Annotated in this window: 12 protein-coding genes; 3 read left to right on the top strand and 9 right to left on the bottom strand. The window is 38.4% G+C overall.

Features of this window, described 5'->3' with window-relative positions:
- Nucleotides 1–163: 163 nt before the first annotated feature.
- The 5 genes from SFC47_RS07360 to SFC47_RS07340 form a co-directional block, all read right to left on the bottom strand.
- Nucleotides 164–769 (bottom strand): hypothetical protein, encoded by a 606-nt coding sequence (locus SFC47_RS07360; RefSeq protein WP_411253585.1) that lies wholly within the window; start codon nt 767–769, stop codon nt 164–166.
- Between the two features lie 10 nt (nt 770–779).
- Entirely contained in the window at nt 780–1229 is a 450-nt protein-coding gene (locus SFC47_RS07355) for a hypothetical protein (RefSeq protein ID WP_411253584.1), read from the bottom strand.
- Complete coding sequence (locus tag SFC47_RS07350; protein WP_411253583.1) at nt 1210–4824, bottom strand: AAA family ATPase; 3615 nt, start codon at nt 4822–4824, stop codon at nt 1210–1212. Before SFC47_RS07350 ends, SFC47_RS07355 begins: the two co-directional genes overlap by 20 nt.
- 381 nt (nt 4825–5205) lie before the next feature.
- Nucleotides 5206–5793, bottom strand: a complete 588-nt coding sequence (locus SFC47_RS07345; RefSeq protein WP_411253582.1) for a nucleotide exchange factor GrpE — start codon at nt 5791–5793, stop codon at nt 5206–5208.
- 363 nt (nt 5794–6156) lie between these two features.
- Nucleotides 6157–7053: an RCC1 domain-containing protein gene (locus SFC47_RS07340; RefSeq protein WP_411253639.1), complete on the bottom strand. Its 897-nt coding sequence runs from the start codon at nt 7051–7053 to the stop codon at nt 6157–6159.
- Between the two features lie 221 nt (nt 7054–7274).
- On the opposite strand from SFC47_RS07340, the gene SFC47_RS07335 reads away from it, so the two are divergent.
- Both SFC47_RS07335 and SFC47_RS07330 read left to right on the top strand, forming a co-directional pair.
- On the top strand, nt 7275–7751 hold the full coding sequence (locus tag SFC47_RS07335; protein WP_411253581.1) for a hypothetical protein: 477 nt from the start codon (nt 7275–7277) through the stop codon (nt 7749–7751).
- Nucleotides 7752–8094: 343 nt separating this feature from the next.
- Entirely contained in the window at nt 8095–8331 is a 237-nt protein-coding gene (locus SFC47_RS07330) for a hypothetical protein (RefSeq protein ID WP_411253580.1), read from the top strand.
- A gap of 418 nt (nt 8332–8749) precedes the next feature.
- Here SFC47_RS07330 and SFC47_RS07325 read toward each other — a convergent pair whose 3' ends face one another.
- On the bottom strand, nt 8750–8944 hold the full coding sequence (locus SFC47_RS07325) for a hypothetical protein (protein WP_411253579.1): 195 nt from the start codon (nt 8942–8944) through the stop codon (nt 8750–8752).
- A gap of 286 nt (nt 8945–9230) precedes the next feature.
- On the opposite strand from SFC47_RS07325, the gene SFC47_RS07320 reads away from it, so the two are divergent.
- Nucleotides 9231–10469 (top strand): M1 family aminopeptidase, encoded by a 1239-nt coding sequence (locus SFC47_RS07320; RefSeq protein ID WP_411253578.1) that lies wholly within the window; start codon nt 9231–9233, stop codon nt 10467–10469.
- 177 nt (nt 10470–10646) lie between these two features.
- Here the strand turns inward: SFC47_RS07320 and SFC47_RS07315 are convergent, their stop codons facing one another.
- The 3 genes from SFC47_RS07315 to ltrA all read right to left on the bottom strand — a co-directional run bounded on the left by SFC47_RS07315 (nt 10647) and on the right by ltrA (nt 14271).
- Entirely contained in the window at nt 10647–11879 is a 1233-nt protein-coding gene (locus SFC47_RS07315) for an aminopeptidase (RefSeq protein ID WP_411253577.1), read from the bottom strand.
- A 127-nt stretch (nt 11880–12006) separates the two neighbouring features.
- Nucleotides 12007–12669 (bottom strand): DNA alkylation repair protein, encoded by a 663-nt coding sequence (locus SFC47_RS07310; protein ID WP_411253576.1) that lies wholly within the window; start codon nt 12667–12669, stop codon nt 12007–12009.
- A 273-nt stretch (nt 12670–12942) separates the two neighbouring features.
- Nucleotides 12943–14271: a group II intron reverse transcriptase/maturase gene (gene ltrA, locus SFC47_RS07305; protein WP_411253575.1), complete on the bottom strand. Its 1329-nt coding sequence runs from the start codon at nt 14269–14271 to the stop codon at nt 12943–12945.
- Nucleotides 14272–14804: the final 533 nt, after the last annotated feature.

Below are 14804 nucleotides of genomic sequence, written 5' to 3'. Positions count from 1 at the left end.
ACCGGTTGGACAAACGATTTGTCCTCAAGACACCGGATGAGGGACAAATCCTACTGGCTGAACAAATGATTTGTCCTCAAATGCCATGTACAATATTTAGCGAAAAAATCGGTAGGATAGACTCAGAGAAAAAATGCCCTTTCTCGACAGTCTAAGTCTTTTATTAAGGTCTAGGTAAAACGGTATAAGTGTTGTTTTGTCCTGCTGCTACCACATTAAAGTAGGTGGTATCATTGTTTGGGAATTTAACTGCGTAGGAAATCCCGCCGCCTAAGTCTTTTACCCCCCTGACAGTCACGGTACTCGGAACAGGTATACTAATCGCAGCAGCATTTTCGGACAGTATCAATTTCTCTTTGACGGGTACACCATCCACCAACACAGCCACTTCATCTAAATCCACTTTGTTGAAATCCCATATTAACATCCTGGCTTCTCCGCCATCACCGCCAGCATTTGTCACCTCAAAATCTCTGGCCTCAATATTGGCATTGGTTTCCTCTTCAAATAAACTTTCACCTGCTTCTGTAGCATTACTGATTCGATTCGCCACCACTTCCTCCGCCGTACCTTCATCACTAAAGCTGGTTGTAAAGAAGCCGCTGAGAATGGCAAGTCCGACAATGGTTAACGCTGTCCACCCCAATGATTTTCGAAGCAGGGTTTGATGCGGCACGATTTCTTGTTGAGTTTCATCCTGACTAAACTCATTACCTTGTTGATCATATTCCGCAGCAGGTTGATTGGATTGCTTTTTCACTTTTTTCATGGTTATCTCCTTACAGCTTGTGAACTTTATAACTGATTGGATATTTGCTGTACCAATACGATAAATAGACTCGCACAATCACTACACTAACAATGGATAAGAAAATAGCCACTCCTTTACTGTAAAGAAGTTTGTCTGCCCATAGGTTCGCAAAAAAGATGGCAAATTCAATTCCCGCTAATGTAAGAAAAAACATTTGTAATAAAGGAATCAAAACCGGGAATTTCCGATATAACCAGCCTAGTCTTGGGTATCGATAGGATAAAAACAAAAGGATTCCCAGCAGGCTTATCACCGAGAGTGTTAACCCTGCTCTTGGCGTTTCGAGCTTATAAATCTCCATCAGAACGGGAAATTCCATAATCGGACCTAGTAAAATCATGAGTAATAGGAACGGATAGAATAAGTAATAGGCGACCGCACCGATCATTGCAAATAGTTTACCCAATTTGTTCACCAACTTCCGGAATATCCTGCGGGAGAATCGTAACCAAATGTTCAACATCAGGATTTTGAATGTGACTTACCCGTAAAGCATGATTTCGAATCGCTAACTCACACATATTTCGCGCCATTCTGCCATTGCCCGCATTTTCAACTTGCCTATTTTTATAAAAGATTTTAAGTAAAGCTGCTTCGGTATCGGGAGAAACTTCAAAACCGTTACCTTTAAAAATCATCCGACTAATCTGTAATAGTTCGTTTGGTGAATAATCTGGAAAATCAATGATTGTAGGAAAGCGGGAGCGTAATCCTGCATTCGAATCTAAAAACCTTTCCATATCCTCATCATATCCAGCTAGTATCACAATGATATTATCTCGGTGATCATCCATAAACTTCACGATGGTATCAATAGCCTCTTGGCCAAAATCATTGCCATTTCCAAGCAGCGCATACGCCTCATCAATAAACAAAACTCCGCCCAATGCTTTTTCAAGCACCCGTCTTGTTTTGAGAGCGGTTTGACCAACATAACCGGCAACGAGTCCAGAACGATCGGTTTCCACGAGTTTATCCTGTTTGATCACACCAAGTTCCTTCAGGCGTTTGGCTAAGATCCGAGCAATCATGGTTTTCCCTGTACCAGGATTGCCTTTAAACACCATATGAAGAGATTGGGAGCCAGCCTGTGGCAGCCCTAATTCTTCCCGCTTTTTGGCAATCTCAATTTGAGCGGATAATGACCGGACGAATTCCTTGATTTTTTCCAACCCTATTACTTGCTCTAATTCCTTTAAGGCTGTTTCTTTCTTTTCAACAGGAGCCAGTTGGAAATCCTCCAAGGTTAAGCGATTTAGCTCTTCTACCGCTAAATCCGGCATTTCCACAATTCGAATCGATTGATTGCGAATCGCTTTTTCTACCGTATTGCGAACAAGCCTACCATTGCCGCTATCATTCTTACCTGGGATTTGCTTTTTCTCATAAAAACTGATTAGAGCCGTCGTTACATCCTCCGATACCACAAAGCCCTTAGACTTGGCGATGATATCGGTCATTTGGGCTAATTGGTCAGCACTATAATCAGGAAACGTGATATTTAACGGGAATCGTGAAGACAGCCCAGGGTTTGACTCGAGAAACTTTTCCATTTCATTGGTGTAGCCTGCAAGAATAACGACTAAGTTTTCACGGTGGTTTTCGATAAGGCGAACTAACGTATCAATTGCTTCCTTCCCAAATCCTCCTCCTGCAGTCCCTTCCTCTACAAGAGAATACGCTTCATCAATGAATAAGACTCCTCCCAATGCACTTTCCACGACCTCTGTTGTTTTTACAGCTGTTTGTCCAACATATTCAGCCACAAGGTGGGAGCGGTCTACCTCCACTAGGTGTCCTCGCTTACTAACACCCATGGATTTCAGCATCGACGCAAACAAACGGGCAATTGTCGTTTTACCGGTACCGGGATTTCCCGAGAAAATAATATTCAGGGTTTGGTCATTCTTCGTTTGAATCCCCGCTTCCTTACGTCGTTTATTGGCTAGTATTTGCTTCTCTAAGGACCGAATAAAATGCTTCACGTTATCCAAGCCGATAATATGTTTCAGTGCATGCTCTAAATCAAACTCTTCCTTCAGCCCAATTCCAAAATCAGCGCTGATCAGAGCATTTAATGCCTTTTGATTTTCCTTGGCAGGATTCTCGCTGATCCGGACTGATTGCTTGCGTATCGCTTCTTCCATTAGATTACGAACAAGCCGGCCATTGCCGCTGTCATTTCTACCCGGTATTTGTTTTTTGGAAAATAACTCGATCAATCCTTCATGTGCAGCAGGATCAATCACATAATCACGCTGCTTTGCTTGGAGGAGAAGGATATCCATCATTTCCATTGGCGTATAGTCAGGGAATTCAACGATGAACGGAAATCTTGAACGAAGGCCAGGATTTGATTTCAGAAAGGTTTCCATTTCATCAGTGTATCCAGCCAGAATGACAACCAATTGATCTCGATGGTCCTCCATTCCTTTCACCAAGGTATCAATCGCCTCTAATCCAAAGCTGTCATGTTTGTTCCGCGCAAGGGTGTAGGCCTCATCCACAAATAATACGCCTCCGAGTGCACTTTGAATCTTTGCTTCTGTTTTCGGTGCAGTGGAACCAACATATTCTCCAACAAGGTCCTGTCTAGCCACTTCAACGAGCTGCCCTTGTGACAGCAGTCCCATTGCTTTTAAGATTCTTGAAATCAACCTTGCAACTGTCGTTTTCCCGGTTCCCGGATTCCCTGTATAGACCATATGCAAAGTCATCGGGGTTATTTTCCCGCCGAGAGATTCCCGTTGTTTTTGTAATCGTACTGTTTGAAGCAGTTCGTGAACAAAGGTTTTGACAGAATACAGACCAACTAAACTATCTAGTTCTGCCAGGATATCATCTAACGTTTCTTCTTTAATAATCGATATTGTCTTTAGTAAAATTCTTTCTTTACCTGTATCGGCAATAAAGCGGTCTTCCTCCATTTTCACCTGGACTACTTGACTGCTAGTAATTCTCCCTCTTGCCCTCGCGTCTAAAAGGACGGATAAAAAGTGATTTTCTACCAGCTCGGAAATAGCCTCTCCATATTTTTTTGTCGCTAGAATTCTTCGAGCGAGGTCACTTAGAATGTTAGTATCAAATTGGACATTCACCTGTGCTTGAGTTAGTAATTTTGCTGCTGCCTGCTGAAGTTGCATATTTAATATGGTGCTAAGAGTATCCACTTTTAATGGTGCTGTATATGCAAAGGACTCAATTTCCCGCAGTAATCCAGGAGGGACACGATTAGCAATAGACAAAGGAATCTGAGGGCCTGCATCCTTTTCCTTTACTTCACCGTCCATATAAAGAATTAAGAAATAATCCGAAGCACTGACCACAACTCCTTCAGGTGTTCGGAAATATCCATCTCTAAACAGCTTGGTGATATAATGAAGAACATCGACATGAGCTTTTTCAATCCCTGTAAAGCAGACCGTCCCGATTCCATAGCTAAATAACGCGGAACAGTCCACGATAAAGTTGGTATGAATATCTCGTTCCCCATATTGGCTTAAGTCCAGCGTTGAATAACTTTTATATGGGGTAAGCTTTTTCTTATAAAGTTCATTGATTAAAATGTTCAAGCTAAGGCTTTTCCCCGTTCCAGCCGGACCACTTAGTAAAATGGTATTTTGAACACTTCCTTTATTTCTCGCCAAGAACGCTTTCTTATAGCAAACCAGTAAATCGTCTATGTATCTTGCCTGTCCAAGGACATGGGTATTGAGAATAATTTTGATTTCTTCGAAGAGCCTGTCAAGTTCTTCATTGGATTGATTTAATGTAAGATTCTTAATCCCAAGCCTGGCATCACGGGCAGCTTCCTTCATCGCGCCGCCGCTTTGCGGAATTCTGGAATGATTGGTGTTCGGAATGGCTGAACCAGATGGAATAGTTCCTCCTCCTAAACTACTTTGTGATTGCATCACGCTTCTTTGTTTCTTCCCTCGAAACCCCTCTTTTTGGATAAAATCAATTAACTGAACCTCAGGCAACACAATCCTCAACCATTTTTGAAAACTCATCTATTTTCACCCTTGCTTCATTTGAATTCAGCTTATATTGGTTTATTTTCCCCTGTTTTTTTATTTGTAGCCAAATGGTTATTCCATCAATTTTAATTCATTCAGGACAATTTTCAGTTAAAGATTGAAATGGCTGTGTTAACTAGGCTGTTGATTTACACTCCAGGCGCTATGCTTTCCGCGGGCTCGCCCGTGAGCCTCCTCGATCGTTCCGATCTGCGGGGTCTCACGGTGCTCGTACATCCCGCAGGAGTCAAGCGCCTTCCGCTCCAATCAACAGGTTCTAAAATCACTAGTATCCTTTAACACAGCCTCAATAAAAAAAATCCCTTTTGTGTGACAATTTCATCATGTCATCACAAAAGAGATAAGTTTGAAATCTTAATTTTGGATCATTTCATTTGAGTTTATTTCTTTTAGCATGAGACCGGAGTACGTTTTGCAAAACTGCATTAAGGTATCCACAACAACATCTGAAGCATACTCCATAAAGCTGTTCATAAGCTCCTGGTTATTTGGGTGCAGGAACGTTCCGATAAAATCAACGACCATATCGTTAACGAGCTTGATGTCACAGTAAACCAATTCACCATGAGCTACTTGCTCTTCAATGGTTGAACCCTTGTAGACAAGTTCCTTATAACGTGGCATATTTTCAGCAAAAAAATTACTCTCGTTCACTAGTTTAGGCAGCTCTAACATGGCTTGTTGAAAGTTCTCTTGGGGCATAAACTTCTCTTCTTCCACACAGAACTTCAATAATGCAATAGCACGATTAGTGTTTTCGAATAGATAGGTTACGTTCCTTAAAAGCGACTCTAGATAAACTTCCTGTGATCCTGCGTTTTGTCTCATTTCGGCTAATACTTGATTCAGTCTGTTAGAAATCTCATCCTTTTTCCAATGAGGCTGCTTAATTACAACCCCCAAAACCCCTGCAGTATGTTTGTTTAACAATTCTTTTGACAATATTCTTCTCTCCTAAATCATCATATAGTTATGCTTGTACTTTTTGGATGTATTAAGTATACCATCTGACAAGCCGTTAAGTTCCTATAATCTTTATCTCTTCACTTTAAGAAATGAATAGAATATGTATTTTACTTATTTATTATATACAGTGAGCCCAACTTTAGTAGAAATAACATCATGTCTTGAATTATGCTTTTTAACACCTTCTCCCTGTGAAATTATTTATATTTATATAATAATTCGACAAATTACAATGAGATTCCTTTTTTTGATCCATAATTTTACGTGACCATGGGGACGGTTCTGATGGTCTTTTTTGCACTGAATATTATGAAGTTTGCCAGTAGGGAAGGTACAACCTTAATTGCCGGGTAGTTGGATGCCACTCCAGCTGCTTACATCACATTGGCCATATTCATTATCACCCACGGCAACCACCGTTCCGTCTGATTTAAGCCCGATAGTATGGGCACAGCCTGCGGCGATCGCCACAATATCACGCCAATCCTCTACATTACATTGGCCATACTCATTCCAACCCACAGATGCCACCGTACCGTCCCATCTAAGACCGACGGTATGATTACTACCCGCTGCAATCCCCACAATACCGCGCCAGTCACTTACATTACATTGGCCATGGTTATTCAAACCAACAGCACACAGCGTACCGTCCGAGTTAAGACCGATGGTATGAAGATAACCCGCTTCGATTGCAACAATATTTGACCAGTCGCTTACATTGCATTGGCGATACCGATTATTACCCGCAGCAATCACCGTACCATCCAATTTAAGCCCGATGGTATGCCAATCACCCGCAGCGACCGCCACAATATCCTGCCAGTTGCTTACATTACATTCACCATCATTATTTCGTCCAACAGCTGCTACCGTTCCGTTCGATCTAAGCCCAATGGTACGAGCCCAGCCCACCGCAATCTCTACAATATCGCGCCAGTCGTTTACATCGCATTGGCCATGGTTATTCCATCCCACAGCTGCTACTGTCCTGTCAGCTTTTAGACCGATGGTATGAGCATTACCCGTGTTCTTCGCCATATGAACATTACCAGCAGCGACCGCCACAATATCGTACCAGCCACGTACTTCACATTGGCCATATTTATTATCTCCCACAGCAACCGCCGTACCGTTCGATTTAAGCCCTACGGTATGTCGGCGACCTGCCGCTATGGTTACTTTTCGATCCCTATTCCCCTTTAACAACGTTCCATTCGGTGGAATAATATCCATTAATTTACCTCCATGAATAAAATCATTTCTGCAATTAAGTAACATTACTGTCGCTCCGTAATTCTTGTATGACTGATTCAATAATAATTCTACCAAATCTTAAATACCCACATTAATTTAAGTATGATTTCCTGAAAATTTGTTAATGATGATCCGGCTAGTGAAATCAATTAACAGTTAAATCGTTATTTACCATACTAATCTGAAAGTGGTGTAAGGACATGCATGATTGGATCATCATTACCCCAGAAGGAATTACTAAATCACCAAGTGATACAATTTATGAAAACTTTCAAGTCTTAGGTTTTGTGTTTGCATCAACAAAAGAATCAGTTCTTAGCAAATTAAAAGAAAATTATCCCTACATTTATGGAAGTGGATTTGATGAGGTGTGGATCTATCAATTAGGATCTAAAAATCCACATGTCTCGTATTTAGGAATAGATGATGTTGATGATGACATTGAAGACGAGGTTGAGAGTAAGATTGTAAATAAAATAAAAAATATCCTTGAAAGTAATGGGTACACTGATATTTTTTATGATTACTTCCTTTATAATTCATACTTCTTTGAAGCCTATTCAGATGCCTTTCAAGAGATTCGGGTAGACGTAAAAGATGAAGGGATTGAGGTATTTGACAGATACATAGGAGAAAAACACTTTGTCCATTTTGGGAATTTCAAACTTAAATATTAGTCAAAAATAGGCAAACCTAGAAAAGCTCTTTAAGTAAATATCCATTTGGTAAGCTATTGTCAATCTGAGTTTAGGAATAAATACAAAAATGTATCCAGCTTCATTCAATAGCTTTGCATTTCTATTATTTATATTTATTGTTATTACTTTATTCATTACTACCTTTTTATCATCCAACAAATTTTAAAAAAACGTTAATGTTATTAGATATTAGCCAGTAAATCATTATCTTAATGCACTAAGTCCAACAGATATACCGTGTAAAGGAATGTTAAATACATTTCAAACATTTAGAGAGATTTTTACCAATGATTGATGAGTAAAAAATAAGGGGGGATGGTTGTTGGTCGAGATATTATTATGGATTGTTACGATTGGCATAACCATAGCCTGTTACTTTGCACTTTCTGCGTTTTATAAAGAATTTGCTAATAGGAATAATGAGGAAGACAAATATCTAGGAATTAAGCTAATAGGCAGAATGATATTTCCAGATAACCCTATTCTAGCAAAACTATATTTGGCAGGTATTCTTATCTTGATTGCTCTCTTAATTACATTTTTTCGTTACGTCTTTTAAATAACAGTGGCGTAATTTAAAATCAATCATCACCTCTCTTTGTTTACCATAAATAAATCCTTCCCACTTTTTCGACTCTTTCCAATTATAAAATAGCAAAGAGAAACAACACAATTACTTATTTTTACTCAAGTAATTTTTTATGAAAATATACGGTACAGAAGCAAAAATTAATACAATAAAACCAAGTATTAATTGAACTACGAGCGTCAATCCCCAATTATTTAATATATTTAAATTCTTAGTAAATATCATAACAATGTACATAACTAGAAAACCGAAAATGTAGTCTTTATTCAATATTTTCATTTGACTCAATTCCTTTTATAAGATAATAAACATATCCTTATACCAAATTAGAAAAGCAGCCAAAGTAGCTGCTTCTACCTTTAACTTTTGCAACCAATATTTGAAAAATTTAATCTTTATTTTCTTTATTTCTATAATCAGTAATTAATAAAACTAAAGCGATAAATAAAGAGATAAGAAAATAGCGGAAATCGATTTTCACACATCCCATACAACCCGTTATGTAATCATAAATTGCGAATAAAAGAAGAAAAACTGATACGGCAAAGAAGAGTTTGGAAGCACTTTTGTTTCTAGTTGTCATAAAAATAGTTTCTCCCTATTCCAAATTTACTACTTATGATAAATCATTCCACAACATAACACCTTCTTATTCAAGCATCCTCACCCGTTGGTTCAAGTGAAATTCCTTACAAAGTCCTCTAAAAGTGTTTATTGCACAGTATAGGTCTACTACTTATTAAGAAATGTCATGCACAATTATATGTAGGAAAAATACGTGGTGGTAAAAAATGTAATATTTGTAACCTTCTAACTATATAGATCGTCTAACTTGCTGGGGTTTTTTATTATCGCTGGGGGGGAAATGAATGAAACGTAACTATGTATTTATGTTATTAGGTTTATTTATTTTAGGGCTACTAGTAGGAGGATGCAGCAAGGAAACAAAACAAGCAGACGGAGAAAAATTTACAGAAACGAATAAATATGAAACAGATGCAGGACCTAATAATAATCAAAAAGAGGAAGACAAAGGTATACCTGAAGTTCAAGAAGGGTCACCTGATTGGGTAATGCTGCAAATTGAAAAAGCAGTAGAAGATAATGATATAGATTCTTTTATGCATTACCAGAATAAAGAGAATCCTATATTTTACAAAGAACAAAAGCGATGGATTGAAGAAGCAATATTTAAGAAGAAACAAGGGTATAAACTATCTGTAGATGTAAGTAATTTCATGAAAGAAGATGATACAAAAGGCACTGTGTTTTTTAAAGTTACGATGGCCTTTACTGGTGCCGAAACAATGAGTAACCTTGTCAGCTACCAAATGATTAAGGCAGGAGATTCATGGGTCTTAAATGATGTCCCTTTTGAAAAAATCACTTCAGAATCGGGAATAATTACTGTTTATTATAAAAAAGGAGAAGAGGAACCGGCTAATAAAACTTTAACAGATGCAACAGATATCGTAGATTATTATGCAAAAATGTTCAACTGGAAACCAGAACCTATTTCAATTAAGATTTATCCAACAAACTCAGAGGTTTCAGCCACAGTCCCTTGGATGATGTTAGGCGGGTGGAACGAAATGGGTGAATCACTTAAACTTACTACGAATACTTCTTCGCAAATTTTTAAATATTTAGCACATGAATTAACGCATAAAATGGTTAGTGACATCACCAAGGATAATGCTACTATTTATATACAGGAAGGATTTGCAAGTTATTTAGGGGTTACAATTACGCGGGGTAGTGACGGCAAAATTTCATATGATCATCAAAAGGCATTCGAAAATAGTAAAAAAGCTTTAGAGGCTTCCAAATCAATTAAAACGATTGGCGAGCTTGGGAAAATTGATTATTCGGACCCAGAAGCCTCCATGTATCGAGATGGGTCCTTATTATCAACATATTTAATTGAAACTCATGGAATGGATTCTTTTCAGGAGATGCTGCGCTACTTATCAAAATTTGAGTATATTGATAAAAGAAGTGAGCATAAAATGGATATCGTTCATCCTCTTACAGTTGAGGCAATTGAGAAAGTATATGGGTCTGCAGAGAAAGTGTCATCTGATATGAAAAACTATTATTCTAAATAGATTGTGAATAAAATGAACAACATGGACCCTAGACATAATCTATAGGGTCTTTTTTATTGACTTGTTAAATGTAAAAAGCCAAATTTCTCAATGAAGAATTTAAGAAATTTGGCTTTTATTTGCTCTGGAAAGAGCTACATGATAGATGTTGTTTCTGAAGAAATCGCAAATCCCGATTTAAAACACCCAGTTTCCTTTTCTAAATAATTGAACCTCCGTACCATCTTTTTCAAAGGCTGTAATATCTAGTTCAGGACCGCCTACCATAAAATCTACATGAATCAAACTGGAGTTTGCCCCTTTTTCACCTAACTCAGATGGAGTCATATTCGAACCATTCTTCATGGCATAATTATAGGCCTTACCAAATGCCACGTGCACGGAGGCATTTTCATCAAATAATGTATTGTTAAATAGAATTCCAGTGTTAGATATAGGGGAGTCATGTGGAACTAATGCAATCTCTCCTAAATACCTTGCACCCTCGTCATTGGCAAAAAGCTTATCTAACACCTCATAGCCCTTCTTAGCCTTGAAGTCTACTACCTTCCCCTCCTTAAATACAAACTCAAAATCTTCAACCAACTTGCCGTTTAAACTAAGAGGCTTTGTGGCTTTTAACGTACCATTGACTTTCAATCTATGAGGCGTTGTAAATACCTCTTCGGTAGGAATATTGGCAACATAAGAGTCTCCGGCTTGACTGGCTTTGGAGCCTCCCATCCATAAATGATCCTCCGCTAAATAAACCTCTAAATCTGTACCTGGACCTTTTAATACTAATTTATCAAATTGTTTTTCATTTAACAGATCTCTATATTTTTTAAGAGTTTTATCATGCATGGTCCATGCTGTAATGGGGTCGTCTTGATCGACTCTCGTTGCTTCAAAAATGTATTTCCAAAGCATATTTACAGCTGAAGCTTCATCTAAATCTGGAAATACTGATTTTGCCCACTCCTTTGATGGAAAAGCAATGATATTCCATTTCGTTTTACCTGTCATTTGATAGTGTCGAACTTGTTCCATCGCTAAGGAAGCGGACTTTTGGCTCTTCGCCACAATTTCACTATCTACATCCTTTAATAACTCAGGGTTAGGAGCGATGATAGAAATATGATGATAATTGTCCTTATACATGGCTTCAAGGGAGTCTACCTTAAATTGAGGAAAGCTTTCAAAAACGAAGTCCTTGCCATATTCATATCGGATCAGACTCATTTCATCATCCACTAATTGAAACTCTACATGCTTTGCTCCTATACTGTAGGCTACTTTCATAATCTTTCTTGCTAATGGTAAAGTGTCTGTATTTCCAGTAATAATCAAGCCTTCATTTTCCTTTAAATTTATACCAACCTTAACGGCTAATTCAGCATATTTCTCTAAATTTTTCTCCAAATTTAACATAGAATCACCCTCACCTATCTTTTTATAAGTATAGTAACATATCCTAACAGTCCATATAATTATTACTATTTATCAATAACAATTAGAATTTATATGGTTTACCTTTTGTTGCATAAGAAGTAACGTATTATTTTCGTTTGTCCACTTCAATTCTAATGAACTCCGGCAAATAGTTGGGAGTACATCCTTTCGCTACCATTTCGTCTTTGTAAAGACCCGCTTTCTCACCAAGTTTGATACAACGTGCACGATTCTCTTCATCATACACGCCTATCCAGCCGGCGGTGAAATTCATAGCCCATTGAACTTCCGGTTTTTCCTGCGTAATATTTGCTTCTATTACAGATATCAACGTTTCGGTGTTATCAGGCGGGGTTTGTCCAGTCCATCTCAATCGCGCTTGATAATACCAGAAAGCTCGCCTTTGAAGAGCAGAAGGACTATTTTCCCATGACTCCATCAATGCAATGGTCTTCTTGTCTTTGGAGAGCTGATTAGCCATTAACCAATCCATTAAGTTGTTTCGCTCATCAAAAGTGTGAGTCTGCATATCCATATCAAGCTTATTTAGCACATCTTGTGTTAGAAGTTTTTTGTCCATAATTAAGATGGCTAATAGTCTGGGTAAAAACTCTTGTGTTGACCAAAATTCCATAGCTAGTTCGTGATCTTTTTTAATGTCCTTCGCAATTTTTCGTAAGTCGCCTAGCTTCGTTTTACTATTGATCTGAGATAGGATGTTTTCTGCTCTTGAAGAGTGTTCTATTTTTGTACCATTAGTTTCATTCATTTTATACAACTCCTTTATAAAAGCACTATATCGTTTTAAAGCTTTCTCCACCTATAATAGAAGAGCAGCCATCTTTATTATAATAATAACATTTACTTCCTTTTAATTGGATACGAAAAGGGCATTTCATAGATATTCGATATAGTAATACCGAATCCTTCGTCAAGTAGTCGAGTAGAAGGGAGCCTTTCTACCTTGCGGTAAATTGCACTCCTCCCCCCTCACAGAACCGTGCTTGCGCTATTAACGCACACGGCTCCTCCAAATTATCATTTACAGAATGTAACTAATCTCTTTTCTTAAATCATAAATATTCACTTTGATTCTTGGTGAAGGTAGTGGAAATTTATTAAGAAAGAGCCTGAATTTGTCCCAAGTAAAGGATTTCCTTTGGCTTCTTCTGTTTAGCCATTTAAATAGTAAGCACTCGATTTTCTGTTTAAAGTTGTTAACAGTTTGGGTATTATCAGTGATGCAATAATAGTTGTAATAACCTATTAGTGAGCGTTTAAATCTATCCATAATAAGATGAATATCTTTATTCCTATTATTCTTCAACCATTCTTTAGTTTCTCTTAGTTTACCTTGAACCTTCCTCCTGCTGGTTTTCCGCTTTACTCGGAATTTCCCGTGTTTACTTATCCCACAAATGTGTGTAAATCCAAGGAAGTCGAAGGTATCCGGTTTACCAGTTCCGTCACGTTTTGCATTCTTTTCCGCAAAGCGGCCGAAAGGAATTATTTTGGTTTTATCCTCGGCTATTTCCAGGTTAAATTTCTTTAATCTCGCTTTTAATGAATGGAAGAATTGCTCGGCTTCACTTTTATTCTGAAAACAACAAACAAAATCATCTGCGTATCTTACTATATATGCCTGGCCTTTACAGTGTTTCCTAACCACTTTCTCAAACCATAAATCAAGAACATAATGGAGATAGACATTGGCTAATATCGGAGATATCACTCCACCTTGCGGTGTACCATTGTCTGTCTTGTATTTCTTACCTTCCTCCATATATCCACCTTTAAGAAACCTGCTGATTATTCTCAGTAGGTTAGGGTCAGTGATTCGAAGTTTCAAGAATTCCATCATCCATTTATGGTCAACGTTATCAAAGAAGCCTTTGATATCTACGTCTACTACATAACTTACCGCTCTCTTCTCAATATATTGATTCAGTATTTTCAGCGCATCGTGGCAGTTTCTATTTGGACGGAACCCAAATGAGCAGTCTAGAAAGTCATTTTCATAGATTGCATTTAGTATTTTCGTAATGCCTCTTTGAACAATTTTATCTTCATGTTCCGGTATTCCCAACGGTCTCATCTTGTTTGAGTTGAGCTTCGGGATATACATTCGTCTTACTGGAACAGGACGATAACTTTTTCTTTTGAGCCTACTTACTAGGTCCCTAATATTTTCTTCCAGGCTGTCACTGTATTGTTCTTTTGTTGTTCCGTTTATACCAGTTGCCTTTTTATTAGGCAATTCGTGATGACACTGACTTAGGGAATGCTCATTCAATAAATGCGCAAGAGATGTGAATTTCATTTTAGGCTCGGATTTTGCTAATTCTGCTATCCTTAGTAGTTTTGTTTCCATTTATTATTCCTACCTCTGTGTGTAGTAAATGTGTCTCTAGTAAGGGTGATAACTGGTAGCTAGCCTTCCCTCCATCGGCATTACCCAACTTCATTGGTACTACGCTGCTATCCGACTCCCTACAATCGGCATTTGGCTTCCTTGCTTGTTATCGCTTGTAGACCATACTCTTCAATAGAAAAGACCGGTAGGGTCTCCCGAGTTGCCGTATCATATCAATGTGTAACGTGCCAAGGTCTCTGACTCCAGAGAGGTTTTATCCTTCTTGCCTTTAACGAAGGATAAAATGTAGCTTTCTGCACGCAGGTAGGGCATCAGCCCTCTCGATTTACTAACGTTTATGGAGCTCAATCCCTTCAACCATTTGGCTTTCGGCCCGCTACCTAACTGTCTACGCTTAAAGACTAAAAGTTACCTTTAGCCCTCCAAGACTCGCTACGAGCGAATGGCTAATTCTTACTCGGCGGGAATCCCACCCGCTATATGATACGACCTAGGCTCGGCCGCACACCTGCCACGTTAATTCAATAAGA

Origin of the sequence: Neobacillus niacini, from assembly GCF_046591715.1 — a bacterium.
Classification (GTDB): Bacteria; Bacillota; Bacilli; order Bacillales; family Cytobacillaceae; genus Neobacillus; species Neobacillus niacini_L.
Note: the sequence above shows the minus strand (reverse complement) of the source record. Positions and strands in the feature narration are given on the sequence as shown.

What these genes read in the sequence shown, in the direction of transcription:
- SFC47_RS07325 (WP_411253579.1), bottom strand. Translation starts at nt 8,944, where the DNA reads ATGACAACTAGAAACAAAAGTGCTTCCAAACTCTTCTTTGCCGTATCA.
- SFC47_RS07320 (WP_411253578.1), top strand. Translation starts at nt 9,231, where the DNA reads ATGAAACGTAACTATGTATTTATGTTATTAGGTTTATTTATTTTAGGG.
- SFC47_RS07340 (WP_411253639.1), bottom strand. Translation starts at nt 7,053, where the DNA reads ATGGATATTATTCCACCGAATGGAACGTTGTTAAAGGGGAATAGGGAT.
- SFC47_RS07315 (WP_411253577.1), bottom strand. Translation starts at nt 11,879, where the DNA reads ATGTTAAATTTGGAGAAAAATTTAGAGAAATATGCTGAATTAGCCGTT.
- SFC47_RS07335 (WP_411253581.1), top strand. Translation starts at nt 7,275, where the DNA reads ATGCATGATTGGATCATCATTACCCCAGAAGGAATTACTAAATCACCA.
- SFC47_RS07310 (WP_411253576.1), bottom strand. Translation starts at nt 12,669, where the DNA reads ATGAATGAAACTAATGGTACAAAAATAGAACACTCTTCAAGAGCAGAA.
- SFC47_RS07350 (WP_411253583.1), bottom strand. Translation starts at nt 4,824, where the DNA reads ATGAGTTTTCAAAAATGGTTGAGGATTGTGTTGCCTGAGGTTCAGTTA.
- SFC47_RS07360 (WP_411253585.1), bottom strand. Translation starts at nt 769, where the DNA reads ATGAAAAAAGTGAAAAAGCAATCCAATCAACCTGCTGCGGAATATGAT.
- ltrA (WP_411253575.1), bottom strand. Translation starts at nt 14,271, where the DNA reads ATGGAAACAAAACTACTAAGGATAGCAGAATTAGCAAAATCCGAGCCT.